The organism is Hyalangium sp., from assembly GCF_035629615.1.
In the GTDB taxonomy this organism is placed as follows: Bacteria; Myxococcota; Myxococcia; order Myxococcales; family Myxococcaceae; genus Hyalangium.
Genome location: NZ_DASPHO010000053.1, coordinates 1 through 25,138, shown reverse-complemented (window position 1 = coordinate 25,138; position 25,138 = coordinate 1). Strand labels below are relative to the sequence as shown.

Here is a 25,138-nt window from a genome sequence, read left to right as displayed (position 1 = left end):
ACCAGCCTCGCTGCCAGGAGCTGGCGCCCATTCCACGCAGGCGCCGCACGCGCTCGGGGATGGGCGGGTGCGTGGAGAACAGCGCCATCACCGCGCGGCCCGACAGCGGGTTGACGATGAAGAGGTGCGAGGTGGCCGGCGCCCGCTCATAGGGCATCAGCTCCGCGCCGCGCTCCAGCTTCATCAGCGCGCTCGCCAGCGCCTCCGGGTCACCGCTCAGCTCGGCGCCCGTGGCGTCCGCGCCATACTCGCGCGAGCGGCTCACCGCCAGCTGCAGCAGCGTGGCGGCGATGGGCGCCACCAGCAGCAGGCCCAGGCTGGAGAACGCGCCCGCCACGCCGCCGCCCTCATCGTCATCGCTCCGGCTGAGCAGCGAGCCACCAAACCAGAAGAGCATCTGCGCCGCGTAGCTGATGACGCCCGCGAGCGTGGCGGCCACCGTGCCGATGAGCGTGTCCCGGTTGGCCACGTGGGCCAGCTCGTGCGCGAGCACCCCTCGCAGCTCGCGGCGATCCAGGAGCTCCATGATGCCGGTGGTCACCGCCACCGCCGCGTGCTTGGGGCTGCGGCCCGTGGCAAACGCGTTGGGCGTCCGGATGGGCAGCAGGTAGAGCTTTGGCTTGGGCATGCCCGCGCGCGCGGCCAGCTCCTCCACCATCTCGTGCAGCCAGGGCGCCTGCTCGCGCGGCAGCGGCTGCGCCCCGTGCATGGCCAGCGCGATCTTGTCGCTGAACCAGTACGAGACGAAGTTCATCACCACCACGAAGAAGCCCGCCAGGGCCAGCCCACGAGGGCCGCCGAGTCTCTGGCCGATCACCAGCACGAGCGCTGTGAGCCCGGCCAGGAGCACCGTTGTCTTGAGCACATTGCCCAGCCGGTGCCAGCCGCTCCCTCGCAGCGGCGTCCTCCCGCGAGGGGCCGTGTCATAGGTAGTGCCGTAGGAAGTCATGGTGGAAACGTAAACAGGCAAGGGGGGCCGTCAACGTTCGCCGCCCGCCTCAGAGGTAGAAACGATCAACGACGCCAGCGGTCCTCTGGAGGATGGCTGTCCAGCCTACCCAGCCGTCGATTGTCTGCCTGTCTGCTATAGCCTCACCCCCCAGCGCCGCCAGGGAGCCCGTGCAGCCGTGCACCGTACACAGCCCGGACTCGCGCAGGTGCTCCCGCAGCGCGCGCAGGGTGGGCATGCCGCGCTTCTCGAAGCGATCTGTCACGTCCTCCCGGGGAGGTGAGAAGTCCGGCTCGTCCAGCCGATCCTGGAGGAAGCGCTCCAGGGCCCACCAGAACAGGTACACCTCGGCTTGACGCCCAGTGGCCACCGCCGCCGCAGCGATGGACAAGCCCTGGTGGACGCGATCGTAGTCTCCAGCGTGTAGGAATATGACTACCTTGGAGGGCGGGGGGCTCACAGGACCTGCTTACCGCTGGGGACCGTGGGCCGTCCATTCGAGCGCGGCTGCCGACCGTTCACCCCTCCTTACCTTGCGCCGACCCTCCCCCCCTTGCTAGAAAATCTACCGACCATTCAGGCACTTAGCTGCACTGGCGGCTGGGACGAGGGCACCGGTTCTATGGATCACGAGACCACAGGGAACCGGAAAGATGCCCACCTCGATTTGTGTGCCACGGGAGAAGTTGAGCCTGCTCAGAACAGCACCCTGCTGGAGTGCGTGCGGCTGGTGCACTGCGCGATGCCCGAGATGGCGGTAGAGGACGTGGATCTCTCCACTCCGTTTCTTGGAAAGCGCTTGCGCGCGCCGCTGCTGGTGACCGGGATGACGGGAGGCACCGAGCGGGCTGGCAAAGTGAACCGGGACCTTGCCGAGCTGGCGGAGCGCCATGGGGTGGCCTTTGGGGTAGGCAGCCAGCGCGCCATGGCTGAGTCCACTGCGCGCGCTCTCTCGTATCAGGTGCGGGATGTGGCCCCGACGGTGGCCTTGGTGGGCAACATCGGGCTGTACCAGGCGGTGCAGATGGGCGTGGACGGTGTGCGGCGGTTGGGAGATGCCATCGGCGCGGACGGCATGGCGCTGCACCTGAACGCCGGCCAGGAGCTCACCCAGCCCGAGGGGGATCGCGACTTCCGCGGCGGCTATCCCGTGGTGGAGGCGCTGGCGAAGGCCTTCGGAGATCGGCTGTTGGTGAAGGAGACCGGGTGTGGCATCAGCCCGGAGGTGGCGCGTCGGCTGATGGAGCTGGGCGTGCGCAACATCGACGTCTCCGGGTTGGGTGGGACGTCCTGGGTCCGGGTGGAGCAGCTGCGCGCCTCGGGCATGCAGGCGCAGCTGGGCGCCGAGTACTCGAGCTGGGGCATCCCCACCGCTGCTGCCACCGTCTCCGTGCGCCGGGCCGTGGGGCCCGAGGTTCGGCTGGTGGCCTCCGGTGGCATCCGCACGGGGCTGGAGATGGCCAAGGCGATCGCGATCGGCGCGGACCTGGCAGGCATGGCGCTCCCCCTGTTCCGGGCCCAGCAAGAAGGCGGGCTGGAGGGCGCGGACAAGGCCCTGCAGGTGATCCTGGCGGGGCTGCGACAGGCACTCGTTCTCACAGGCAGCAGAAGCTGCGCTGAACTGCGACGCAAGCCGGTAGTCATGACAGGCGAGTTGAAGGATTGGCTTGCGGCACTGTAGTGGAGCGCGCGCTCTCCTCCGCGCTCTTGGTTTGGTTGGGAAGGTAACGACATGTCTGACACCGTGACGTCCAGGCTCGCTGGGTTCCACAAACTGCCAATGGAGGAGCGCCTCGCGCAGCTCGGCCGGATGTTCCGCCTGGGTGAGGACGAACTGCAGATGCTGCGGGGTGTGGGGACGCTGCAGCCGGTGCTGGCCAACCAGATGATCGAGAACGCGGTGGGCACGTTCTCGCTGCCGCTGGGACTGGGCCTGAACATGATGGTGAACGGGCGCGACTACATCGTGCCCATGGCCGTGGAGGAGCCCTCGGTGGTGGCGGCGGTGTCCTTCGCGGCGAAGATCGTCCGGGAGTCGGGCGGCTTCATCGCCGAGGCTGACACCTCGATGATGATCGGCCAGGTGCAGGTGACGCGGTTTGGCGATCCCACGGAGGCCTCGCAGAAGATCCTGGAGGCCAAGGAGCAGATCCTGGCGCTGGCCAACAGCTTCCACCCGGCCATGGTGGCGCGGGGCGGCGGAGCGAAGGACGTGGAGGTGCGCCTGCTGCCAGCTCCCGAGGGCCCCCGAGGCGAGCCACTGCTCATCGTCCACCTGGTGATCGACACGCAGGAGGCCATGGGTGCCAACCTGATCAACACCATGGCCGAGGGCGTGGCGCCGTTCATCGAGCAGATCACCGGCGGCAAGGTGTACCTGCGGATCCTGTCGAACCTGGCGGACAAGCGGCTGGCGCGGGCCATGTGCCGGATCCCGGTGCCGCTGCTGGCGGACTTCGAGATGCCGGGCGAGGCGATCGCCGAGGGGATTGCCCAGGCGAGCCGGTTCGCGCAGGCGGATCCGTACCGGGCGGCTACGCACAACAAGGGCGTGATGAACGGGATTGACTCGGTGGCGATCGCGACGGGGCAGGACTGGCGGGCCATCGAGGCGGGGGCGCACGCGTTCGCCTGCCGCGAGGGGCAGTACCGGCCGCTGTCCACGTGGTACCTGGAGGAGGGGCACCTGGTGGGGCGCATCGAGCTGCCGCTGGCGCTGGGCACGGTGGGCGGACCCATCAAGGTCCACCCGGGAGTGCAGGTGGCGCTGAAGCTGATGCGGGTGGGCTCGGCGCGCGAGCTGGCCATGGTGTTCGCGGCGGTGGGGCTGGCCCAGAACTTCGCGGCGCTGCGAGCGCTCGGGAGCGTGGGCATCCAGAAGGGGCACATGGCGCTGCACGCGCGGTGCGTGGCGGTGACGGCGGGCGCGCGCGGGGACTGGGTGGAGAAGATCGCGAACGAGCTGGTGAAGGCCGGGCACGTGAAGGTGGAGAAGGCGCGGGAGATCATCGCCGCGCTGTCCGCCGACGAGGCTGCTGCGGCGACAGGCACGACAGGCTAGGGTGCCCCTCACCTTTATGGATTCACAGGCGGCGCCCCTGGTGGGCTTTGGTGCGGGCAAGGTCATCCTCCTGGGCGAGCACAGCGTCGTGTACGGGCACCCCTCGCTGGCGGGCCCGTTGAGCCTCGGTGTGACGGCGCGTGCGGTGAAGGCTGGCAAGCCCCAGCTCGCGGTGCAGGGGACGCTGAGCCGGGCGCAGCGGATGTTGCTGACGGGGGCCTTCCAGCGCGCGGTGCGCCTGTGCGGCAGCCCTCGCGTGAAGGTGTCGCTGGAGTTCGAGCTCCCGCTGTCCATGGGGCTGGGGAGCTCGGCGGCGCTCTCGGTGGCGTGCTCGCGAGTGCTGCTGAAGGCCTCCGGGCGGGAGGACTCGCCGCGCGAGGTGGCGCGGGTGGCGCTGGAGATGGAGCAGGAGTTCCACGGCACGCCTTCCGGGGTGGACCACACCACGAGCGCGGAGCAGCAGCTCATCCTCTACAAGCGGCTGCCGAACCAGTCCTCGGGGAGGGCGCGGGTGGTGAAGAGCCCCCGGCCACTCAAGGTGCTGGTGGCGCTGGCGGGCGATCGCAGCCCCACGAAGAAGACGGTGGCGGCGCTGCGGGAGCGGCAGGCCCGCTGGCCGGCGCGGTACGGGCGGCTGTTCCAGCAGATGGGCACGGTGGCCACGGAGGGGGCGAAGGCGGTGGAGGCGGGGGACCTGGAGGCGCTGGGGGACGCGATGAACGTCAACCAGGGCCTGCTGGCGGCGCTGGGACTGTCCTCGCCACCGCTGGAGGAGATGGTGTACCGGCTGCGCGCCATGGGAGCCCTGGGCGCGAAGCTGACGGGGGCGGGAGGTGACGGCGGCGCGGTGATCGGGCTCTTCCTCGAGCCCGAGCCAGCGGTGGCGAAGCTGCTGCAGCTCGGGGTTCCGTGTTTCAGCAGTCAGCTCGCGGGACCGCGAGCGCTGTGAGTGCTCCCATGAAAGCAACTGCCCTGGCGCATCCCAACATTGCCCTGGTGAAGTACTGGGGGAAGCGGGACGACGCGCTCATTCTTCCTCATCAGCCGAGCCTGTCCCTGACGCTGGCGCCCATGTCCGTCACCACGACGGTGGAGTTCGGCGCGGCGTCGGACCAGGTGGAGATCAACGGCCATACCGCGAAGGGCAGCGAGCGCGAGCGCGTGCTGCGGGTGCTGGAGGCGGTGCGGGCCGAGGCGAGCGGCAAGCTGGGGCACGCGAGGATGGTGTCGCGCGGAGACTTCCCGGCGGCGGCGGGGCTGGCGAGCAGCGCGGCGGGCTTCGCGGCGCTGGCGGTGGCGGCGCGGGCCGCGGCGGGGCTGCCGGCGGACCCGAAGGCGGCGAGCCTGCTCTCCCGGCTGGGCAGTGGCTCGGCGTGCCGCAGCGTGCAGGGTGGGTTCTGCGAGTGGCGGCGCGGCGAGCACCCGGATGGGTCGGACAGCTACGCGGTGCAGCGCTTCGATGCGGGGCACTGGCCGGAGCTGCGGATGGTGGTGGCGATCCTGAACCGTGACGAGAAGGAGGTGAAGTCGCGGGACGGGATGAAGCACACCGTGGAGACGAGCCCCTACTACCCGGCGTGGGTGAAGGACGCGGAGGCGGAGGTGCCTCGGGCGGTGGAGCTCATCCAGCGCAAGGATCTGGAGGCGCTGGGAGAGCTGTCGGAGCGCAACGCATGGCGGATGCACGCGACGGCGCTCGCGGCGGATCCACCGCTCTGTTACCTGCACGCGAACACGTTGGGGCTGATTGAGCACCTGCGGGAGCAGCGGAAGAAGGGGATGCCGGTGTGGTTCACGCTGGATGCGGGGCCCAACCCGGTGCTGCTAACGGACGCGGCGCATGAGGTGGCGGCCGAGGCGCTGGCGCGGGCCTGTGGCGCGGAGGACGTGGTGCGCTGCGTGCCGGGCGGAGACGCGGAGCTGAAGCGCGAGCACCTCTTCTGATGGAACGGGCCCTCTCCGCACCGGGGAAGCTGTTCGTCTCGGGTGAGTACGCCGTGCTGTGGGGCGGCGTGGCGAGGGTGGCCGCGGTGGCGCCTCGGACGGCGGCCCTCGTGCGGCGGCGGGCGGATGCGCGGGTGCACGTGTGCCTGGAGGAAGGCACGCTGAAGGGCAGTACGACGCCCAAGGGAGTGCGGTGGGAGGGAGCGGTGCCGGCGGGGTTCATGTTCGTGGCGCGGACGCTGGACGAGGCGCTGCGGGCCCATGGCCGCCAGAGCGTGGGCTTCGAGCTGGCGGTGGCGCCGTCGGCCGTGGGGCCCGGGGGCTTGAAGCTGGGGATGGGCGGGAGCGCGTGCGCGGCGGTGCTGGCGGCGGACGCGGCCCGGTACATCCTGGAGGAGCGCTTCGATACGTTGAAGCTGGCGCTCGTGGCACACACGTTGGGGCAGGGTGGGAAGGGCAGTGGCGGGGACGTGGCGGCGAGCTTCGCTGGCGGCGTGCTGCGCTACCGGCGATATGACGTCTCAGCGCTCATGGCGGCGTCGAGCGTGGGGGGCTTTCGGGCCGCGCTGATGGAGGCTCCTCCGGTGGACGTATGGCGGTTGCCTCCGCCGAGGCTGGCGATGGCATACGCCTTCACGGGGGAGAGCGCCTCGACGCGGGTCCTCATCTCCCAGGTGGAGGCGCGGATGGACGAGGCGGCCCGCAAGGCTTTCGTGGCGCGCTCGGACTCGCTCGGGCACGAGCTTGAAGAGGGGCTGAGCGGCGGCGACTTCCGAGCATTCAAGGAGGCGGTGACGGCGCAGCAGGCGCTGTTACAGGAGCTGGGGCCAACCGAGACGGAGCAGATGCGACGGATCCTGGCGATTGCGTCGACCTATGGCTGCGCGGGGAAGCAGTCCGGAGCGGGAGGAGGGGACGGCTGCATCCTCTTCGCCCCGAGCGCGGAGTCCCGCGCCGAGCTGATGAAGGGCCTGGAGGCGCGGGGCTTCCACTCGATGACGCTCGACGTGGAGCCAGGGCTGCGCGGCGAGGCTCAGGCGGACTCCAGGCTGCGCGCCTGGCTCGACGCGCATGCTTGACAAGGCTGCCCCTCTCTCGCCCTGACCGTGGAAGCACACGGTAGCCTGCCAGGTCCGCGCGCGGCGTCCCGGCGGTGCCCATGTACATGGAGCCGAAGATGAGATCGGGATGGAAGTCCTGCGCGAGGACCAGCAGGGAATGGGAGTGGCACTCCACATTGGCGTGAGCCATGAGCCCGAACCTGAGCGCGCAGCAGCCGAGGCGACGCGACAGGCACTTGCTTGTCAGGAGACTCCTGTCCTGGCGCTCGTCTTCGGGAGCGAGCAGTACGACCCGGTGGCGCTCGCCGCAGCCCTCTCTTGCGAGCTCGGAGCCGTTCCCTGGGCCGGGTGCTGCGCAGCAGGCGTCATCGTGGGTGAACAGCTGCTCTGGGAAGGGCTGGCGGTGGGAGTTTTCGTCGGGGATCTCCAAGCGGGCATCGGGGTCGCGGGTCCGGTCAGTCAGGAGCCCTTCCAGTCCGGGCGCCGGGCGGTCGAGCAGGCCCTTCAAGGGTTCTCCGCTCCTAGAGCGGGACACCACCGCGGGATCCTCCTCCTCACCGACGCCTTCAGCGGGAACGTGGAGCACGTGGTGCAAGGGGCCATCCGAGAGGCGGGTGGGGGAGTGGCCTGGGCGGGAGGTGGGGCCGGTGACAACCTGCGCTTCCTGCGCACCGCCCAGTTTGCTGGCCATGCCTATCGGGATCATGTCGTGGCGGTGGTGCTGGAGGCGGATCGCCCCTTCGGGGTGGGGCTGGAGCATGGGTGGCTGCCCTATGGGCCGCCCGTGCTCGCGACGCACACCCGGGGAGAGGCCGTGGTCGATCTCGACTTCTCCAACGCCTTCGGCGTGTACCGGGCCACCGCTGTCCGCCAGGGGGACGAGGTGAGCCGGGAGGACTTCGCCCGCTTCGCCATGTTCCACCCCCTGGGGATCCCCTGTGCCTCGGGGAACTATGTCATCCGCGATCCGATCTCCGTCGAGCCCGATGGCGCCTTGCGGTGCCTGGCCGAGGTCCCGGATGGCTCGCTGCTGCGGGTCATGCAAGGCAAGCCCGAGACCCTCATCACTGCCGCGCGCGACGCGGCCTGCACCTCTCGAAGGAGGGCGGGGGGCGAGCTGGCGTTCTCGCTGGTGTTCGACTGCGTCTCCCGGGCTCGCGTCCTCGGCCCACGCATCCTCGAAGAGCTGTCCGTCATGAGCCAGGTGCTGGGCGCCGAAGTGCCGATGTTGGGGTGCCTCACCTTCGGGGAGGTAGGGGCCCAAGGGGTGGCTCTTCCCCAGTTCCACAACAAGACCACGGTGGTGTTGTCACTGATGGCCTGAGGTACCGCCTTGCCCGTGCTCCCCTTCTGCGCCGTTCCCGCATCGGACGTCCAGCCCCCGGAGGAGGCGGTCTCCCTCGCGAGTGTGCTGCAGGAGCTGACGAGCGCCGCCCTGGACCTCTTCGACCCCGAGGGCCTGCTCGACGACTTCCTCCAGCGGCTGACCCTCCGGCTCGGGTGTCTCGCCGCGCTCTGCCTGGAGCTGTCCCAGGAGGGCCGGGTGCTGTTGCTGGGCTCCGCGGGGCTGTCTCGTGCCTCGCGCGAGCTACCGCTCACCGTGCAGGTGGAGCCCCAGGGCAGAGCGCGTCTCTCGGAGGTGAACTGGGGGGCGCTCTCCTTCCCCTATCCCGAGCTCACAGCCACCCCCTTGGGGTTGTGGCAGTTTCCCTTCACCACGGCACCGGAGGAGCAGTCCCCGCCCGCGGCGCTCCTCCTCTTCTTCGAGCCTTCCCAGCGGGTGTCCCAGCAGTACTTCGGGCTGGTGGCGCGGCTGATGAAGGTGGTGAGACGGGCTCTGCACCACCGGGGCCTGGATGTCCGGGTCCGCCAGAGCGAACAGCGCCTCATCGAGCAGAAGAGGCTCCTCGAGGCTGAGGTGGTGGACAACGCCCGGCTGTACGAGGAGGCGCAGCAGGCCATCCGCATCCGCGAGGAGTTCCTATCGGTGGCGGCGCACGAGCTCTTTACCCCGCTCACCTCGCTCCGACTCGCGGCCCAGAGTCTCCAGCGCACCCCGAGTGCGCAGGCGTGCCCCTCCCGCTCCCTGTTGCAAATCATCGACGGGCAGACGCGGAGGCTGTCGCGCCTGGTGTCCGAGCTGCTCGACGTCTCGCGCATCCAGGCCGGGGCGCTCGCCCTCGAGTTCGACGAGATCGATCTCGGGCAGATGACACAGGAGGTGGTCGAGCAGTTTGGCCCCGAGCTGGAGCGCTCGGGCACCCCGCTGAAGCTGAAGGTGGAGCCGGGGGTGACGGGCTGGTGGGACAGGCTCCGGCTCGAGCAGGTGCTCCAGAATCTCCTCTCCAACGCGGTGAAGTACGGCGAGCGCAAGCCCATCGAGGTGCAGGTGAAGGCGGAGGACGGGATGGCCTGTCTCGTCGTCCGGGACCACGGGATGGGCATCTCCCCGGAGGATCAAGCTCGCATCTTCGGGCCCTTCGAGCGCGCCATCTCCTCGCGACACTTCGGGGGGCTCGGCCTGGGGCTGTACATCGCCCAGCGCATCGTCTGGCAGCTCGGAGGCAGCATCCGCCTGCACAGCGAGCCAGGCCAGGGAGCCGCCTTCACCGTCGAGCTGCCCCGGGCTGGCGGTTCCGCCCAACGCACCCTGCCCACGGGACCCGAGGCGCTCCACTAGGGGAGTGTCCGCGTCAGAACATGTGGCCGTAGTTCATGTAGAGGCGCTGTCCGCCCGTCTCCGTGGACAGTGCGTAGTCCACGCGGATGACGGCCGCGCGCCGTGCCACCCGCAGCCCCGCGCCCGCCCCCGGGTGCCACTCGTGCCATGCCCCATCCGTCACGCCCGGGTGCCACACCCGCCCCAGGTCCACGAACGCCGCCGCGCCCAGCTTCATCGGCTGACCCAGGATCCTCAGATCCAGCGCGTGGAAGCGCAGCTCCGAGTTTGAGAACACCTTGATGTTGCCCGCGAAGCGGTTGCGCTCGATGCCGCGCACGCTGCTCATCCCGCCTACGCCCTCGGTGAAGTTCACCCCGCCCGTCGTGCTCCACTCGAAGAAGGGCACCTCGCCGAAGAGCATGTCCAGCGACAGCCGCTGCGCGAAGATGAAGCGCGAGCCCAGCCGGAAGTACCGCCGCTCGCTCAGCGTCACCCCTATGTACCGGTAGCGGCTCCCCGTCGTGTGCCCCGACAGGCGGAGGGCCAGCTCCTCTACCCCGCCCGTCGTCGGATCCGACTCATTGTCGCGCGTGTCCCAGAGCGCTCCCGCCAGGAGCTGTCCTGTGGGCCCCCCCTCGATGCCCAGCGGCTTCTGCTGCTCCAGCATCGAGGCCTCATAGGGAGAGACGCGCGTGTGCCGCCACGCATAGCCCGCGTAGGCCTGGAACGGATGCTCCTCTCCCAACGGTCGTCCGCGCAGTCGCAGCCACGCGCCCGGTGAGCCCTTGTCGTAGTTGTACCAGGCGTCCTTGACGTCCCCCGCAAACTCTGGCGCCGAGCGGTTGCCCGCACCGTAGAAGGGACTGCGGAACTCTCGCTTGTACTCGAACCGCGCCTCCACGCGCAGCGGACCCAGCAGCCCCGGCCCGTCATAGCGCAGGTAGTGGTTCTGGACGCCGCGGCTCGTGAAGAACACCTGCGCGCCCAGGCCGTGCTGGTACGGCTCGTGGCCCTCGCCGTAGAGGTACATGCCTCCCACGACGCCGTAGCCCACGCCGAAGTCCGAGTTGAAGCTCAACAGCGGCAGCGCGATGCCGTCCACGCTGCGGTCCTTCGCGGCGGGCTTCTGAAGCGTGGTCGTGGCAGGCGCGGCGCTCACGAGGGCGAGCACGAGTGAGGGGAGCAACATGCGAACCTCCGTCATGCCCCAAGGGGCCAGGACTCTCCAACTCTCTCCGAGGCCGGCGGCTCTCGCCTGCTCGCACTCCAAGAGGGCTCACGCGAGCGGGCGGCTACCGACTCCTCGCATGCTCATTTTCGCTCTCCAGAGCGGGGAGACGACAACGTGAGCCAGGTCCTCACCTCAGAATTGCAGGCGTGGGCAGGTACGCTCGCTCGGCGGATAGGGCGGAAGGTTCCTCCAGTCCGGTCGAAGCGGCAGCGGCGATTGCTGGTCGTCCATCTGGACGGCGTGCCGAAGGCGCTGCTGGAGGAGGCCGTCCAGACGGGGCGCATGCCGTTCTTCTCCCGGCTGGTGCGCTCGGGGGCCTATCACTTCGAGGAGGCCTTCTGGGGCTCACCCGCATCCACTCCCTTCTTCCAGGCCGGGCTGCTCTACGGCATCGAGCATCCGAACCTGCCGGCCTACTCGTGGTTCGACCGGGAGCTGGGCCGCAAGGTCCAGATGAACACGCCTCGGGATGCGCTCCACATCGAGCAGCGGCTCGGGCGGCGCAGCGAGGACAGCCTGCTCTCGGGCGGCGGGCACACGTACTTCTCCCTGTTCCAGGCGGGCGCGCACAACCGGCTGTGCATGAGCACGCTCGCCAGCCTCAAGGTCATGGCACGCTCGCTGTCCTCCGAGCTGGAGGGCCTGCTTGTCGCGCGCACGGAGAACCCGGGGCAGTATCTGCGCTCGCTGGGAGCGGACTCGTGGCGCGCGGTGCGGGAGATGTGGCGCTGGGCCCGGGCGCTGGGGGACTGGCGTCACGAGAGCGCCTTTCTCTTCAGCCGGGTGATGCTGCAGCGGCTGGGCTGGAGCTTCGCGCACACCAAGGCGCTCGTGGACATGGTGCGCGGCGTGCCCGCCATCTACCTCGTCTTCGGCAACTACGATGAGGTGGCCCACCGGCGCGGGCCTCGCTCCGAGCAGGCGATCGCGGAGCTGTACCGCGTGGATGCCTACCTCGCCGAGCTGTATGCGATGGGGCGCGCCGTCGAGCACCCGTACGACATCGTCTTCCTCACCGACCATGGCCACGTGGGCAGCCTTCCCTTCGAGCAGCGCCAGGGGCAGCACCTGGAGGCCATGCTCCTGCGGGGCGTGCCAGTGCCCCTGTCGCTGGATGTCGAGCGCGGTCTGCTGGATGGGCGCCCGGCGGGGGCCACGCGGCCACCTCGAGGGACGGAGACGCCCGTCGTCGTCGAGTGCGGCAACTTCGCGCACGTGTACCTCACGCGGGATCCCACACCGCTGGAGGCGACCGAGCTGCTCGCGCACCACCGGGAGGTGCTGGCCCGGGCCTCGCGGCACCCGGACATCGGGATGGTGGCACTGCGGCGCGGCAACTCCGCGGTGGCGCTGGTGAGGGGCCAGGTGTACGGCCCGGACGAGGTGGTGAACGCGCCGCTCGCCGAGGAGTTCTGCCGGCGAGCCGTGGCGGACTACCTGCGCGAGCTGCCTCACCTGCGCACCGCGGGGGATCTGGTGCTCTTCGGCGAGGCGGTGCGGCCCGGCGCCACCGTGGGCTTCGCCTGGGAGTTCGGCTCGCATGGGGGGCTCACCCGCACGGAGACGCGCAGCACGGTGTGCTGGCCGAGTGACGCACCCATCGATCTCTCCAGCCTCAGCCACTGCGTGCGCCTGCACCAGCGGCTCTCGGAGGCCTACCGTGCCTGAGGCGCGGGCGGGGACACGGCAGCGGGGGGGGGCGATCCTCCATGTGCTGTTGGGCATCCTGGGGGTGGTGATCACCGTCGTGCTGATCTCCACGGTCTTCTTCCGCTGGAACCTGGACGGGCCCGGCTCGCTGCTCGTGCCGCGCTTCCCGCTGCGGGAGTTCTTCCGCGAGCTGCCCGGTCACCTGGTGTGGCTCATCCCGTTCATGCTGCTGGCCGCCTCCGTCATCCCACTGCGCGCTCTTCAGTGGCAGCAGACGCTCCAGCGGCGGGTGCCTTTCAAGGAGCGCTACCACCTGGTGGCGATCGGCGCCTTCACGCACAACGCGCTGCCTGGGAAGCTGGGCGATATCATCCGCTCCTTCCTGCTCTCGCGGACGCAGCGGCTGCCCTTCCTGCAGAGCCTGGGCTCGGTGGCGGTGTGCAAGCTGCTGGAGTTCGCCGCGCTGATGCTGCTGGTGGCCCTGTCCTTCCTGGGGCCCTTCGGCAAGACGATGGCTCACTTCGAGAGCGCCCTGAAGGTGGCGGTGTCCCTGTGCGTGGGGCTGGTGGCGCTGGTGGTGCTGTTGGCCCACTACTCACGGCCGCTCGCCCAGGCCCTCCATCGCCAGCACCGGCTGCCGCGGCTGCAGCACCTGCTCCAGCACGTGGCGGATGGGCTGGGCACCGCGCGCAGCTTCCGGGGCATGGCGGTGGCGCTGGTCTACTCCACGGGGCCTGTCCTGGCGTCCTCGCTGGCCTATGGCCTGGCCCTGCAGGGGCTGGGAATCTCTGGGGGACTCTTTGGCGGGGCCGTCGTCCTGGGCGCCATCGCGCTGGGGCAGGCCATGCCCGGCGTGCCAGTGGGCATGGGGCTCTACTACTTCGTCACAAGCTGGGCGGCGCGCAGCCTGGGGGCCTCCGAGGCGGATGCGGCGGCCTTCTCCACGCTCACCCACCTGGGCACGGTGCTCAGCCAGGTCACCGTGGGAGCCATCTCCGTGCATCTGCGGAAGCTGCGCCTCAAAGACTTGCGGCGCGGCGGAAGCCTGGCTCGCGAGGCTGCGCACCACGTGGCCCACGAAGCCGTCGAGCCCGTGGCGCCGTGAGGGCTGCAAAAAGAAAAAGGGCCCCGGCGGTAAAGCCGGAGCCCTTGTTTCTAATGCCCAGGAGAGGACTCGAACCTCCATGCCCTTGCAGGCGCTAGACCCTGAATCTAGTGTGTCTACCAATTCCACCACCTGGGCAGGTGGGGTGCTGCCGTGGGGGCGGACATATAGGGAACCGTCGCGCCTCCGTCAAGCGGAACCGACTGCTACAACATCACTTCTTCAGCGGCCATTTCCCCTCCGCCTCCAGCTGGTGCCGCAGGGCTGGGTTCTCGTCCATGAACGCCGTGAGGGACTCCTCGGTGATCTCCACCTGGAGGTCCTCCGAGCCCACCTCCGTCTGGCAGCTCAGCCGGGAGTAGGACCGCACGTCGAACCCCATGTCCAGCCGGTCCATCTCCGCGTCCGACTGCTCGGAGAGGGAGTCAAACCCCTTGCGAATCCACACGTGGCACGTGGAGCACCCGCACACCCCACCGCAGCTGTGGCCCACATGGGCCCCGCCATGCTCCGCGGCCTCCAGCAGCGTGACCCCCGGCTTCACCTCCACGGTGATGTCGTCCAGAGGGCTCTTGAAGTGGACCTTCGGCACCTCAGTACTCCTCCACTGAATGCCCTGCCACCACCTTGCGGATGGCCTGGTCCATCACCCGCTCGACGAAGGGCCGGGAGACCTCGTCCAGCGCGTGGATGGCTTCCTTGATGGCGTGGGAGTCCTCGCCCTTGGCCAGCTCGCGCACCTGGGCCATGGCCGCCTCGATGGCCGCCTGATCCCCGTCCTGGAGCAGGTCCCCATGTTCCCCGAGCTGCTTCGTCGCGTCCGCCAGCACCCGCTCGGCCTCCACCCGCTGCTCACGGAGCTGGCGCAGCTGGATGTCCTCCTCCGCATGATCGATGGAGTCGAGCAGCATGCGCTCGACCTCCTCGTCCGTGAGCCCGTGGCTGGGCTTCACGGTGATGGCCTGGGTGATGCCGGTGCTCTGCTCCTTTGCGGCGACGGAGAGGATGCCGTCCGCATCCACCTGGAAGCGCACCTCCACGCGGGCCATGCCGGCCGCCATGGGCGGGATCCCCGAGAGCCGGAACCGCGCCAGGCTCCGGCAGTCCTCCACGGCCTCGCGCTCGCCCTGGAGCACGTGCACGTCCAGCCCCGTCTGCCCGTCCTTGAATGTGGTGAAGACCTGGGCGGCCGCGATGGGGATGGTGGAGTTGCGGGGGATGAGCTTCTCGACGATGCCCCCCATCGTCTCCAGCCCCAGAGACAGGGGGATGACGTCCAGCAGCAGCACCTCGTCCTGGCGGTTCACGTTGGTGAGCAGATCCGCCTGCACCGCCGCGCCCAGCGCCACCACCTGGTCCGGGTCGATGTCGCCCAGCGGCTCGCGGCCGAACACCTCCGCCACGAAGCAGCGCACCGCAGGCACGCGTGTGGCTCCGCCGACGAGGATCACCCCGTCCAGCTCCGCCGCCGTCACCCCCGCATCCTTCATCGCCCGCCGGCACACGATGCCCGTCTTCTGCACCAGCGGCTGGATCCAGGCCTCGAAGTCCTCGCGCCGGATGAGCTGGCGGTGTCCACCCGCCATGAGCTCCACCTCGGGCGCGTCCGTGAGCGCCTCCTTCGTCTTCCGCGCCGCGGCGAGCACCTCTGCCACGAGGGAGGGGGAGGGAGAGCCCTGGCCCATTGCCTGAAGCACCCGCTGGGCGATGGCGCGGTCGAAGTCATCGCCGCCCAGCGCCGAGTCCCCGCCCGTGGACTTCACCTCGAAGATGCCATCCACCAGCTTGAGGATGGAGATGTCGAAGGTGCCGCCCCCCAGGTCATACACCGCGAAGGTGCCCTGGCTGCCCTTGTCCAGGCCGTACGCCAGCGCCGCGGCGGTGGGCTCGTTGAGCAGCCGCAGCACCTCCAGCCCGGCGAGCCGGCCCGCGTCCTTGGTGGCCTGGCGCTGGGCATCGTCGAAGTAGGCGGGCACGGTGATGACGGCCTGCTCCACCTTGCCCGCGAAGTGGGACTCGGCGCGGCGCTTGAGCGCACGGAGGATCTCCCCGGACACCTCAATGGGCGTGACGGGCTGACCGCCCGACACCTCGAAGCGCACCACGCGGCCAGCTCCCTCCGAGAACTTGTGGTGGCCCAGCTTGCGCGTCTCCGGATCGTCCGGGCTGCGGCCCATGAAGCGCTTCACGGAGCTGATGGTGTCGGTGGGGTGCTCGGCCGCCAGCCTTCGAGCGCGAGCGCCCACCACCACGCCCCCGTCCTTGGCGTAGTTCACCACCGAGGGCAGCAGCATCGCGTCCCCCTCATCCACCGGGAGGCACCGCGGCTTGCCCTGGATGACGGAGGCCACCAGCGAGTTCGTCGTGCCCAGATCGATGCCTACCGCGTACCCCTTGGGCTTCAGGGGATCGTGGATCTGCAGATAGCCGTTGTTGCTCACACCACCGCCTCCTCCTCGAACTCCTCTACCTGTTCGAGGAAGCGCGTGAAGTACCGCACCCGCCCCAGCGCGTGCGATGCCTTTTTCACCAGCTCCTCTTCCCGGTGGTCCTCCAGGTGCAAGGCCCGCAGGGCGTCCGCGGCCTCGTGCAGGGCCTCGCGCTGGCGCGCCGTCACATCCACCGCCATGGCCTGGGCCCGCGTCAGGTCCTTCGTGTGCATGGCCCCCTCCAGCTCCTCGCGCAGCTCGATGACCTCCTCGAGGAACTCCTGGGGCATCTCCTGCTGCGTGCCCGCGTCCTCGCGGTCCAGATCCACGCCATGCAGCTTGAGCAGGTAGAAGGCCCGGCGCGAGGGGTCCTTCAGCGTCCTGTAGGCCTCGTTGAGCGCCGTGGTCTGCTCCAGCGACAGGCGGCGCTCCCGCGCGTCCGCCTGGGCGAAGCGATCCGGGTGCAGCTTGAGCGACAGCTCGCGGAACTGCCTCTCCAGCGAGGGGATGTCCACGTCGTAGCCAGGGCGCATTGCAAAAACATCGAAGTGGGTCGCCCCTGGGGGCCGCGCGGAGATCTTCCCGCAGGCCGGGCAGAAGGGCCGTCCGCCCGTCTCCTTCTCACAGTTCCAGCACTTCACGGTGTCCTCACTCCTCGCGTGCGAAAAAGGAAAAGGGGCTCGGTCTCATGCCGAGCCCCCTGGAAATGTCGGGCGTCACTCGTCCATGCACGAGGAGGGGGCCGCCGGGACAAGGGCCCGGCCGCTCTCCTGGGCTGGGAGCGTCTGGGCGGGCTCAGACGGTGAAGCTCTCGCCGCAGCCGCACGCGCTCTTCACGTTCGGGTTCTGCAGCTTGAAGCCGGAGCCCATCAGGGTCTCCTCGTACACGACCTCCGTACCCATCAGGTACAGGTAGCTCTTCGAGTCCACGAAGATGCGCACGCCCTCGCGCTCGAAGATCTTGTCCCGCTCGCGCGGCTTCTCCGCCCACTCCATGGAGTACTGCAGGCCCGAGCAGCCGCCGCCCTTCACGGCGAGCCGCAGCCCGGCGTCGGGCGTCTGCCGCTGCTCCAGCAGCAGGCGCAGCCGCTTCACCGCGCTGTCGCTGAGGAGGATGCCCTTACCCGCTGGCTTGCCGGTCGGCACGGGGGCAGACGCCGCCTGAGGTTGCTGGGTTTGTGGGGTCGTCTGTTCACTCATCACGGCACGTCTCCTCGCTCTGCAGGGCTTCGGTCAAGACGCAGTCTGCTTGCTCTGCCGTGCCTCGCGCTTCTTCTTGAAGTCCTCGATGGCGGCCTTGATGGCGTCCTCGGCCAGCACCGAGCAGTGGATCTTCACCGGAGGCAGCGACAGCTCGCGCGCCACATCCTTGTTGGAGATGGTCATCGCCTGGTCCACCGTCTTGCCCTTCACCCACTCCGTCACCAGCGAGCTGGAGGCGATGGCCGAGCCGCACCCGAACGTCTTGAACTTCGCGTCCTCGATGACGCCCTCGTCGGTGATCCTCAGCTGCAGGCGCATGACGTCGCCGCACGCCGGGGCGCCGACCAGGCCCGTGCCCACGTTCGGATCGCTCTTGTCCAGCGTCCCGACGTTGCGGGGGTTCTCGTAGTGCTCGATGACCTTGTCGCTGTAAGCCATGTGGATTCGACTCCTCTAGAAACCTTTTAACGGACCCGGCGCGACGGCAACAGACTGCTCGCTAGTGTGCCGTCCACTCGATGCTCTTCAGGTCGATGCCTTCCTTCGCCATCTCGTAGAGGGGGCTCATGTCCCGGAGCTTGCGGACCTTGTCCACTACCAGCCGGGTCACGAAGTCTACCTCTTCCTCGGTGTTGAAGCGTCCGATGCCGAACCGGATGGAGCTGTGCGCCATGTCCTCCTCCACGCCGCACGCTCGCAGGACGTACGAGGGCTCGAGCGAGGCGGAGGTGCACGCGGAGCCTGAGGACACCGCCACGTCCTTGATGGACATCATCAGTGCCTCGCCCTCCACGTAGGCGAACGAGATGTTCAGGTTGCCCGGCAGCCGGTGCTCCAGCGAGCCGTTGATCGTCAGCATGTCCAGCTGGCTGAGGATCCCGGTGCGCAGCTTCTCGCGCAGGCGGAAGATCCGTGCCGACTCCTCGGCCAGCTCCTCCCGGGCGATCTCCGCCGCCTTCCCGAAGCCCACGATGGCCGCCACGTTCAGGGTGCCGGAGCGCATGCCGCGCTCGTGCCCGCCGCCGTCGATGATGGGGGCGATGCGCACCCGCGGCTTGCGGCGCACGTACAGCGCGCCCACGCCCTTGGGGCCGTACATCTTGTGCGCGGAGATGGAGACCAGGTCGACCTTTACCTCGTCCACGTGGAAGGGCAGCTTGCCGATGCCCTGCACCGCGTCGCAGTGGAACAGCACCCCACGCTCGCGGCACAGCTTGCCGATCTCCGCGACGGGCTGCACGGTGCCGATCTCGTTGTTGGCGAACATCACCGACACCAGCACTGTCTTGTCCGTGATGGCCGCCGCCAGCGCCTCCAGGCTCACCCGGCCGTCCTTCTCCACGTCCAGGTAGGTGACGCGCGCGCCGCCCGTGGGGCGCGAGGCCCAGCGCTGGTACTGCGCGTCCTCTTCGATGCGGTACTTCGCCGACAGCTCGGCCAGGTTGTCCTGGGTGACGTCCGTCTCGGCGAGCTGGGAGAGCCGCAGCATCTTCAGCTCGTCCAGCCGCTCCTGCCGGATGCGCTCCAGGCGCTTGCAGGTGTCCAGGACGGCCTTGTGCTCGGTCTTCAGGGTGATGATGTGGTCGCCCTTGTCCTTGTAGAACTCGAGCACGCCCTTGATGGCCAGGTTGTCCGACTCGGTGGCGCCTGAGGTGAAGACGATCTCCTTGTCCGAAGCACCGATCAGCTCGGCCACCTGCTTGCGGGCCTTGTCCACCGCCGCCTCCGCCTTCCACCCGAAGGCGTGGTTGCGCGACGCGGCATTGCCGAAGTCCTCGCGCAGGTACGGCAGCATCGCCTCCAGCACCCGCGGATCGAGCGGCGTGGTGGCGTGGTTGTCCATGTAGATCGGCAGCTTCATTCTCGAAGAACCTTCCCGCTGGCCTACATTATCCCACCAATGTGGACCAAGATGGTCTCATATAAAGCGAGAGTGTGGTGGTCAAGGGAACATAAGAGCGAGCCGACCAGCATCCCACGATGCCCCCGAGGGGCACCTCCGACTGGTTGGAGGCAGGCAGTAGGGGTGCACCTCCAACTGGTTGGAGGCAGCCAGGGGCAACTTTGCCCAGTAACCAGCCCAGGATAGGCTTGTCCGCTATGCCGCTTCCCAGGCGGGAGGACGAGGACCCTTCGAAGCGCTCCCTGGGGAGGGTGTGGGCGGCTGTACTCTGCCTTGCGTTGGCGTGTACGAGTACTCGTCTCTACTACGTCCAAGGTGAGTTGCCCACACTTGAGGGGGACAAGAATCTCATGGTGGGACTCGGGCCATGGCCGAGCGTGCCTGCCGTAGTCGCAGATACGGCCGATGTTCCCGATGACTTGGTGCTGCCCACGCTCAAAGCCTTGATGACCTTGCCGGGAGCGGCGGATTCCTGCGCTTTAGAGGGCCGACCACGCGCCGATGCGACCGAGTATTGCGTGGCCATCTACAAGACACCGCAGGATTGGCGTGTGACGTGGCCCATCCGCAAGTTGGTTGATGCACATAGTGCATGCAAGCCTCCTTTCGGGGGAGTCGACGACGCTGACTTCGGGCGGAACATGATCGTCTTTGGCTACGCCCACAACCATCCCTGCGGGCTCTTTGCGAGCAGTGCCGATTTGATGAGGTTTCCCGCAGTCAGAACGCCTGAAGGTGCGTGGGTGATGGTGGGGTACGCGATGACTCCTAACGGCGAACCGGCTCTCGATGCCCAAGGACAGCGGATTCAGGCGTGGGCCTGGTTGGCTACTGGCCATCTCGAGGAACCACGCTTCTACAAGTGGAACCCAGCGGGCGAGGTGTTCAGGTGGAGAGAGGACAAGAAACATTGGGAGTTTCAGGCGATCTGTCAGCCCCAGTCCTCCAGCATCCTTTCTCCTGATCAAGCGATCCCGCCGCAATGCTCTCCCGAGTTGACTGATTGGTATTAGTGCTTCCTTTGGAAGGCCATATGCTGAGACCTCTCCACTTTGTCTTGCTCGTTTCGCTCTTGATAGATGGAGGGGCCAGTGTGCCTCGATCCGGCGCCTCATCAAAGGACGCGGGAACGGATGCGGGTCCAGCTGGTTCCTCTGCATCCCAAGCGGATGCTGGGACGGGTGCTGCTCCAACCAGCGATTCAGGAGTGGGGGCAAAGCCAGTTGTGCGCAAGGCCGTCATCGCGGGAGGCATCCGCTGGCCCGATGAGGTGCGGACACTGTCAACGCTGGACGCACCTGCTGTTCTTGCCGCCCATGCCGCGCTTCAGCAGTTGCTGGCTCGTTTCGAAAAGGAGGGGGTTGCGGGGAGTTGTGGTTACTCGGCCAAGGGATTGGAGTTGGTCGTTGGTGAGGGAGGCGGGATGTATATTGTCCGCATCAATCAACGCATGGATAAATGCGGATGGGTGGTGCCACCTGGATTCAGCACCGAGATGGATTGGTTCGAGTTGTATGCCGTCTCGTCAGAGGGGAAGGTCCTGGCCCGCTATCCGTACACGCCGTGAATTAGGGAGTACGAGGCGCCGCGTTACTGGAGATCCATGGCCGCAGCGCCAACGGAATATCGTGCACCGTCATGCCCGCTGAACCACGCCCAGAGGCGATCACCTTCAATCAGGATGCCGCCGGGGTAGATGTACATGGACATATAGGTTCCGGGTGCTATCTGCCAGACCGGGTTCGAACCCAACTTTGTCCAGGAGCTTCCGTCCCATGAGGTTGCTAGCCCCACCCTCCAAGAGGTTCCATCATAGCCTCCATAGAACATGTAATACATACGGCCTATCCTTATAACCGACGGGCGGCCTACTTGAGAACTCTCCCAACCCGATCCAGGACTGAGGATTGGGTTCGCAGCGTCTCGTGTCCAATTCGTGCCGTCGAGAGAGGTGGCGCGGCCAATTCGCTCGGTGGAATCGCCTGCCGAGTACCACATCGTGAAGGTGCCACTTTCATAGGTGACACTTGTGGCGTTGATGCTGCCCAAGTCCCACCCTGAAGTGGGAACGAGGACAGGACTGGAAGGGTTCTTCGTGAAAGAGATCCCGTCGCTAGAGGTCGCCAGACCGATAGAATTATTGCCCTGATAGAACAGATACCAAGTCGAGCCATCCGAAACGACCCATGCTCCGAACACGCTCGTGTTATCCCAGGCGGACCCGGTGCCGCGTGGAACGATAGGGTTGCTTGCGTGCTTGTTCCAATTGAGTCCGTCTGTCGAGGTGGCCAGGCCGACGCCCGCCCAGTTGCTACCATTATGCCCGGAGTAATACATCCGGTAGGTGTTTCCCACCTTCACGACAGTGCCCCCGTAGACTCCAGTCGAGTCCCATGCCCCCGAACCTCCTGGTGCAAGCACGGCGCTGTTCCTCAAGCGTGTCAGCATGCCAGTGGGACTTGGGCCTGGAGCGTAGACGCCTGTGCTGGAAGGCCGACTGCTGAGCGCGGCCAGCGTGAGCGGCGCGGCCTGAGTCCCGTCGCCCGTCAGACCCGCGCCCGCCACCACGGTCGTGAGCCCCGGGTCACCCTTGTCGCCCTTGTCTCCGTTAGGACCCATCGCCCCGGCGGGTCCCTCTGTACCCTGTGCGCCCCGCTCTCCTGGTGGCCCCTGAGGTCCTGTTGGACCAGTCTCCCCGGCCGTTCCCCTAGAGCAAGCCAGCGCTCCCACCAACGCACAGATCCAGAACACACGCTTCATTTCGCTCCTCGTTCATGCCAAGTCGTCCTAACGAGGGAGCGACAGTAGGAGAGTGCTTGCAACCCAGGCTGTACCACTCTGGGAGTACCGCTTTAGGGCCGTGGGCCGCCGCTGCCCCAACTTGGAACAGCGCAGCGGCTCCGGGACTGCACTGCCTTGGCTCAACCGGCCTGCCCTGTTCCGAGCCAACCGCGCCGGAATGGATCGCCCGCATCCGGTAAGTGCCTGGAACCACGTAAAGTGGGACTTGGCCGCATCTCTGCAGTGTCCTCCCCGCGGAGGGCGAACGAATGAGCGCCAGCGAGAAGCAGAACCGAGGCAATCGCAGCAATGGAGTGGAGAGCACCGAGTCGCGGATGCAGGTAGTGAAGGAGGGGCCTCCAAACGGCGTGAATGGCACGCGCTACGAGAACGGCTGGCGGGCAGGCAAGCCCGAGGAGGATCCCGAGAAGATGAAGAAATGGGGCCTCATCAGCGCGCGCCCCAGCGAGTTCCTCATCCACATGCGCCGCGGCCGGGTGCGTGAGATCTCTGGCCAGGGCGCCAGCTGCTTCAAGTTCCCCGGCGACGCGGTGGCCATTGTCCCCACCAGCGTCCAGCGGCTCCAGTTCACCGCGGACCAGGTCACCAGTGAGAAGGTGGGCGTCTCCGTCACAGGCCTGGCGGTGTACCGGATCGTCGATCCGCTCGTGGCGTTCCGGATGTTGAACTTCTCGTTCCCCGAGCGCGCCTCCGAGAAGCTCCAGGATCTGCTGCGCGAGATGTTCGTCGGCGCCGCGCGCCGCCTGGTGGCCAACCTCTCCGTCGAGGAGTGCCTCACCCGGCGCAAGGAGGGCATCGCCACCGAGCTCATGCGCGAGATCGCCCCCGTGGTGTCCGGCCGCGGCCGGCTGGATGACAGCACCGACGCCGGGTGGGGCGTCGTCATCGACACCATCGAGATTCAAGACGTGCGCGTCCTGAGCTCCACCGTCTTCGAGAACATGCAGGCGCGCTACCGCCGGGAGCAGGAGCGGCAGGCGCGCGAGGCCGAGCTGGCCAAGGAGCGCTTCCTGCGGCGCGAGGAGGCGGAGACCGAGCGCGTCATCGCCCTGACGAAGCTCGCAGCGAACGAGGAGGTTCGCCAGAAGCGGACCGTCACCGAGGAGCAGTCCAACCTGGAGCAGCTGGCCTCCGAGGCCCACGTCACCGAGGCGCGGCTGGCGCAGGAGCGCGCCCTCAAGCAGGGGGAGGCGGCCGCCGAGCGCGAGGTGACGCTGGCAAAGCTGAACGCGGAGTATGAGCTGCGCCAGCGCAAGCAGCAGGCCGAGGAGGCCGCAAAGCTGGAGCTGCTCGCCACCGAGGCCCGTGTGGCCGAGGCGAAGCTCCTGCAGGAGCGCAACCTCAAGCAGGGCCACGCCGCCGCCGAGCGGGAGCTGGCCCTCAGCAAGCTGAACGCCGAGCTCGAGCTGCGCCAGCGCCGGGAGGAGGCAGAGGAGGCCGCAAAGCTGGAGCAGCTGGCCAGCGAGGCGCGGCTGGCCGAGGCGCGGCTGGCCCACGAGCGCGCCATGTCCGAGACGCAGCTCGCTCATGAGCGCGCCATGGCCGCCGCGCAGTCCGAGGCCTCGCTGGAGCGCCTGCGCCAGGAGCAGCAGGCGGAGATGGAGCGCATCCGCTACGAGCAGGAGGCGGTGGGCGCCCGGCACGAGGGACAGCTGGAGGCGACGATCCAGGAGGTGGAGCGGCTCAAGGCCCAGGTGCAGGTAGCCCAGGCGCGCCGCGCCATCGCCGAGGCGGAGCTGGCCATCACCGAGCTGGAGACGAAGAGGCTCACCGTGGCGCAGGAGCTGGAGCTGAGCCGCGCCAAGGCCATGCGCGACATCGAGAACACGCTGAGCCCGGAGGTCATCCAGATGACCCTGGCCAACCAGCTCCCCCAGGTGGCCGCCGCCTTCCAGCAGAAGATGGGCGAGGTCCACGTCACGGCGGTGGATGGGGCCAATCCGTTCGGTTACATCGCCGCGGCGGTGGAAGGGGTCATGGGGCTCGCGCGTTCTGCTGGCCTGAAAGTCCCCAGCCCCACCCAGCAGGCGCAGTAACCGGCCCCCGGTTCGGCGTATATAAGGAGGGCCAGGGAGCACAGGAGGTCGTCCGCCGTGAAGAAGGTCGGGATTCTCGCCGCAGTGTGCGGCATCGCCGTGGTGGTCGCCCCCTGGCTCATGCCCACTGGCCCGGGCTTCGGGCTGGACGCAGCGCAGTTCCTGGCCTCTGGCAGCTTGCTCGTGGGGGCCGCCGTCGTCTTCCTCGGCGGCCTCCTCACGGCGATGACGCCCTGCGTCTACCCGCTCATTCCCATCACCGTCTCCGTCTTCGGAGCCCGCAAGGCGGAGGGGCGAGGCAAGGCGCTGGCGCTCACCTCCTCGTACATCGTGGGCATGGGGGTGGTATTCAGCGCGCTCGGGGTGCTGGCGGCCAAGACGGGGCAGGCCTTCGGCTCGCTGCTGGGCAACCCTGTCGTCGTCACCGGGCTGGCCGTGTTCCTCCTGGTGCTGGCCAGCTCCATGTTCGGTGCCTTCGAGCTGGCGCTGCCGCCGAGCATGCAGCAGCGGCTGACCTCGGTAGGCGGCGCGGGCGTGGCAGGCGCGTTCCTCATGGGCAGCGTGTCCGGCTTCCTCGCGGCGCCGTGCACCGGCCCCGTGCTCACCGGCCTGCTGGCCTTCGTGGCGAAGACGGCGAACACCACGCTGGGCGCAGGGCTGCTCTTCATCTACGCGCTGGGCATCGGCGTGCCCTTCTTCCTCATCGGCGTCTTCACCGTGCGCCTGCCTCGCGGCGGCGTGTGGATGGAGTGGGTGAAGAACGTGCTGGGCATCGTGCTCGTGGCGCTCGCCCTCTCGTACCTGAGGGACGCGTTCCCCTGGGCCCGGGAGACGGTGAAGGACGCGGCCGCTCAGCTCGGGCGCATGCCGGGGGCCTTCCTCGCCGGAGCCGTCGCCGCCGTGGGCGTGCTCCTGGGCGCTGTCCACCTCTCGTTCAAGGCCGGGGCGCGTGAGTTCGCCATCAAGGCCGTGGGCGTGGGGCTCGTCGTCCTCGCCATCACCGTCCGAGTGGGCGTGATGGAGACCCCCTCCGCTGGGGCGCTCTGGGTGAAGCTCGGCTGGGTGGCTCCTCCCAAGGCCCCTACGTTCGAGTGGCAGCACG

General features: G+C 68.3%; 23 protein-coding genes and 1 tRNA gene. 13 read left to right on the top strand and 11 right to left on the bottom strand.

Going from position 1 to position 25,138, the window contains the following annotated elements; genetic code table 11:
* A partial coding sequence (locus tag VD972_RS02440; protein ID WP_324980114.1) for a zinc metalloprotease HtpX occupies positions 1–949 on the bottom strand: 949 nt, incomplete at its 3' end.
* A 49-nt stretch (positions 950–998) separates the two neighbouring features.
* Complete coding sequence (locus VD972_RS02435; protein ID WP_324980111.1) at positions 999–1,340, bottom strand: hypothetical protein; 342 nt, start codon at positions 1,338–1,340, stop codon at positions 999–1,001.
* A 231-nt stretch (positions 1,341–1,571) separates the two neighbouring features.
* Between VD972_RS02435 and fni the strand changes: the two genes are divergently transcribed.
* From fni to VD972_RS02400, 7 genes are all read left to right on the top strand, one after another.
* Positions 1,572–2,630, top strand: coding sequence for a type 2 isopentenyl-diphosphate Delta-isomerase (gene fni, locus VD972_RS02430; protein ID WP_324980108.1), 1,059 nt, complete (start codon positions 1,572–1,574; stop codon positions 2,628–2,630).
* A gap of 51 nt (positions 2,631–2,681) precedes the next feature.
* Positions 2,682–4,010 carry a hydroxymethylglutaryl-CoA reductase, degradative gene (locus VD972_RS02425; RefSeq protein ID WP_324980105.1) on the top strand — a complete coding sequence of 443 codons (1,329 nt, stop codon included), beginning with the start codon at positions 2,682–2,684 and terminating at the stop codon, positions 4,008–4,010.
* A 16-nt stretch (positions 4,011–4,026) separates the two neighbouring features.
* Positions 4,027–4,959: a mevalonate kinase gene (gene mvk / locus VD972_RS02420; protein WP_324980101.1), complete on the top strand. Its 933-nt coding sequence runs from the start codon at positions 4,027–4,029 to the stop codon at positions 4,957–4,959.
* A gap of 8 nt (positions 4,960–4,967) precedes the next feature.
* Positions 4,968–5,954, top strand: coding sequence for a diphosphomevalonate decarboxylase (gene mvaD, locus VD972_RS02415; protein WP_324980098.1), 987 nt, complete (start codon positions 4,968–4,970; stop codon positions 5,952–5,954).
* Positions 5,954–7,033 carry a phosphomevalonate kinase gene (locus VD972_RS02410; protein ID WP_324980095.1) on the top strand — a complete coding sequence of 360 codons (1,080 nt, stop codon included), beginning with the start codon at positions 5,954–5,956 and terminating at the stop codon, positions 7,031–7,033. Before mvaD ends, VD972_RS02410 begins: the two co-directional genes overlap by 1 nt.
* A gap of 109 nt (positions 7,034–7,142) precedes the next feature.
* Entirely contained in the window at positions 7,143–8,339 is a 1,197-nt protein-coding gene (locus VD972_RS02405; RefSeq protein ID WP_324980092.1) for an FIST signal transduction protein, read from the top strand.
* Between the two features lie 15 nt (positions 8,340–8,354).
* Complete coding sequence (locus tag VD972_RS02400; RefSeq protein ID WP_324980121.1) at positions 8,355–9,695, top strand: HAMP domain-containing sensor histidine kinase; 1,341 nt, start codon at positions 8,355–8,357, stop codon at positions 9,693–9,695.
* 13 nt (positions 9,696–9,708) lie between these two features.
* Here the strand turns inward: VD972_RS02400 and omp85 are convergent, their stop codons facing one another.
* Complete coding sequence (omp85, locus tag VD972_RS02395) at positions 9,709–10,866, bottom strand: Omp85 family outer membrane protein (RefSeq protein ID WP_324980089.1); 1,158 nt, start codon at positions 10,864–10,866, stop codon at positions 9,709–9,711.
* A 258-nt stretch (positions 10,867–11,124) separates the two neighbouring features.
* On the opposite strand from omp85, the gene VD972_RS02390 reads away from it, so the two are divergent.
* Together VD972_RS02390 and VD972_RS02385 are read left to right on the top strand one after the other, a co-directional pair.
* Positions 11,125–12,576 carry an alkaline phosphatase family protein gene (locus tag VD972_RS02390; RefSeq protein ID WP_324980086.1) on the top strand — a complete coding sequence of 484 codons (1,452 nt, stop codon included), beginning with the start codon at positions 11,125–11,127 and terminating at the stop codon, positions 12,574–12,576.
* Positions 12,577–12,610: 34 nt separating this feature from the next.
* Positions 12,611–13,663 carry a lysylphosphatidylglycerol synthase transmembrane domain-containing protein gene (locus VD972_RS02385; RefSeq protein WP_414653969.1) on the top strand — a complete coding sequence of 351 codons (1,053 nt, stop codon included), beginning with the start codon at positions 12,611–12,613 and terminating at the stop codon, positions 13,661–13,663.
* Positions 13,664–13,717: 54 nt separating this feature from the next.
* Here VD972_RS02385 and VD972_RS02380 read toward each other — a convergent pair.
* The 7 genes from VD972_RS02380 to VD972_RS02350 all read right to left on the bottom strand — a co-directional run bounded on the left by VD972_RS02380 (position 13,718) and on the right by VD972_RS02350 (position 19,156).
* Positions 13,718–13,801 (bottom strand) — tRNA-Leu (locus VD972_RS02380).
* Positions 13,802–13,877: 76 nt separating this feature from the next.
* The gene (locus VD972_RS02375; protein ID WP_324980083.1) at positions 13,878–14,255 is read right to left on the bottom strand and encodes a 2Fe-2S iron-sulfur cluster-binding protein; all 378 of its coding nucleotides are present in this window, start codon (positions 14,253–14,255) and stop codon (positions 13,878–13,880) included.
* Between the two features lies 1 nt (position 14,256).
* Positions 14,257–16,104, bottom strand: a complete 1,848-nt coding sequence (gene hscA / locus VD972_RS02370) for a Fe-S protein assembly chaperone HscA (RefSeq protein ID WP_324980080.1) — start codon at positions 16,102–16,104, stop codon at positions 14,257–14,259.
* The gene (gene hscB, locus VD972_RS02365) at positions 16,101–16,733 is read right to left on the bottom strand and encodes a Fe-S protein assembly co-chaperone HscB (RefSeq protein ID WP_324980077.1); all 633 of its coding nucleotides are present in this window, start codon (positions 16,731–16,733) and stop codon (positions 16,101–16,103) included. The genes hscA and hscB overlap by 4 nt, the downstream gene beginning before the upstream one ends.
* 154 nt (positions 16,734–16,887) lie before the next feature.
* On the bottom strand, positions 16,888–17,292 hold the full coding sequence (locus VD972_RS02360) for an iron-sulfur cluster assembly accessory protein (protein WP_324980074.1): 405 nt from the start codon (positions 17,290–17,292) through the stop codon (positions 16,888–16,890).
* Between the two features lie 33 nt (positions 17,293–17,325).
* The gene (gene iscU, locus VD972_RS02355; protein ID WP_324980071.1) at positions 17,326–17,733 is read right to left on the bottom strand and encodes a Fe-S cluster assembly scaffold IscU; all 408 of its coding nucleotides are present in this window, start codon (positions 17,731–17,733) and stop codon (positions 17,326–17,328) included.
* A gap of 61 nt (positions 17,734–17,794) precedes the next feature.
* Entirely contained in the window at positions 17,795–19,156 is a 1,362-nt protein-coding gene (locus VD972_RS02350) for an IscS subfamily cysteine desulfurase (protein ID WP_324980069.1), read from the bottom strand.
* Between the two features lie 392 nt (positions 19,157–19,548).
* Between VD972_RS02350 and VD972_RS02345 the strand changes: the two genes are divergently transcribed.
* Both VD972_RS02345 and VD972_RS02340 read left to right on the top strand, forming a co-directional pair.
* Entirely contained in the window at positions 19,549–20,211 is a 663-nt protein-coding gene (locus tag VD972_RS02345) for a hypothetical protein (protein ID WP_324980067.1), read from the top strand.
* 212 nt (positions 20,212–20,423) lie between these two features.
* Positions 20,424–20,765 (top strand): hypothetical protein, encoded by a 342-nt coding sequence (locus VD972_RS02340; RefSeq protein ID WP_324980064.1) that lies wholly within the window; start codon positions 20,424–20,426, stop codon positions 20,763–20,765.
* A gap of 23 nt (positions 20,766–20,788) precedes the next feature.
* Here the strand turns inward: VD972_RS02340 and VD972_RS45375 are convergent, their stop codons facing one another.
* Positions 20,789–21,196: a hypothetical protein gene (locus tag VD972_RS45375; protein WP_414653968.1), complete on the bottom strand. Its 408-nt coding sequence runs from the start codon at positions 21,194–21,196 to the stop codon at positions 20,789–20,791.
* Positions 21,197–22,248: 1,052 nt separating this feature from the next.
* Between VD972_RS45375 and VD972_RS02335 the strand changes: the two genes are divergently transcribed.
* Positions 22,249–24,036: an SPFH domain-containing protein gene (locus VD972_RS02335; RefSeq protein WP_324980061.1), complete on the top strand. Its 1,788-nt coding sequence runs from the start codon at positions 22,249–22,251 to the stop codon at positions 24,034–24,036.
* 57 nt (positions 24,037–24,093) lie between these two features.
* Positions 24,094–25,138: protein-disulfide reductase DsbD family protein (locus tag VD972_RS02330; RefSeq protein ID WP_349256547.1), on the top strand; the 1,045-nt coding region annotated here is incomplete at its 3' end.

What these genes read in the sequence shown, in the direction of transcription:
- VD972_RS02350 (WP_324980069.1), bottom strand. Translation starts at nt 19,156, where the DNA reads ATGAAGCTGCCGATCTACATGGACAACCACGCCACCACGCCGCTCGAT.
- VD972_RS02345 (WP_324980067.1), top strand. Translation starts at nt 19,549, where the DNA reads ATGGTGGGACTCGGGCCATGGCCGAGCGTGCCTGCCGTAGTCGCAGAT.
- mvk (WP_324980101.1), top strand. Translation starts at nt 4,027, where the DNA reads ATGGATTCACAGGCGGCGCCCCTGGTGGGCTTTGGTGCGGGCAAGGTC.
- VD972_RS02405 (WP_324980092.1), top strand. Translation starts at nt 7,143, where the DNA reads ATGGAAGTCCTGCGCGAGGACCAGCAGGGAATGGGAGTGGCACTCCAC.
- VD972_RS02360 (WP_324980074.1), bottom strand. Translation starts at nt 17,292, where the DNA reads ATGAGTGAACAGACGACCCCACAAACCCAGCAACCTCAGGCGGCGTCT.
- mvaD (WP_324980098.1), top strand. Translation starts at nt 4,968, where the DNA reads ATGAAAGCAACTGCCCTGGCGCATCCCAACATTGCCCTGGTGAAGTAC.
- VD972_RS02410 (WP_324980095.1), top strand. Translation starts at nt 5,954, where the DNA reads ATGGAACGGGCCCTCTCCGCACCGGGGAAGCTGTTCGTCTCGGGTGAG.
- fni (WP_324980108.1), top strand. Translation starts at nt 1,572, where the DNA reads ATGGATCACGAGACCACAGGGAACCGGAAAGATGCCCACCTCGATTTG.
- VD972_RS02425 (WP_324980105.1), top strand. Translation starts at nt 2,682, where the DNA reads ATGTCTGACACCGTGACGTCCAGGCTCGCTGGGTTCCACAAACTGCCA.
- VD972_RS45375 (WP_414653968.1), bottom strand. Translation starts at nt 21,196, where the DNA reads ATGTGGTACTCGGCAGGCGATTCCACCGAGCGAATTGGCCGCGCCACC.
- iscU (WP_324980071.1), bottom strand. Translation starts at nt 17,733, where the DNA reads ATGGCTTACAGCGACAAGGTCATCGAGCACTACGAGAACCCCCGCAAC.
- omp85 (WP_324980089.1), bottom strand. Translation starts at nt 10,866, where the DNA reads ATGTTGCTCCCCTCACTCGTGCTCGCCCTCGTGAGCGCCGCGCCTGCC.
- VD972_RS02335 (WP_324980061.1), top strand. Translation starts at nt 22,249, where the DNA reads ATGAGCGCCAGCGAGAAGCAGAACCGAGGCAATCGCAGCAATGGAGTG.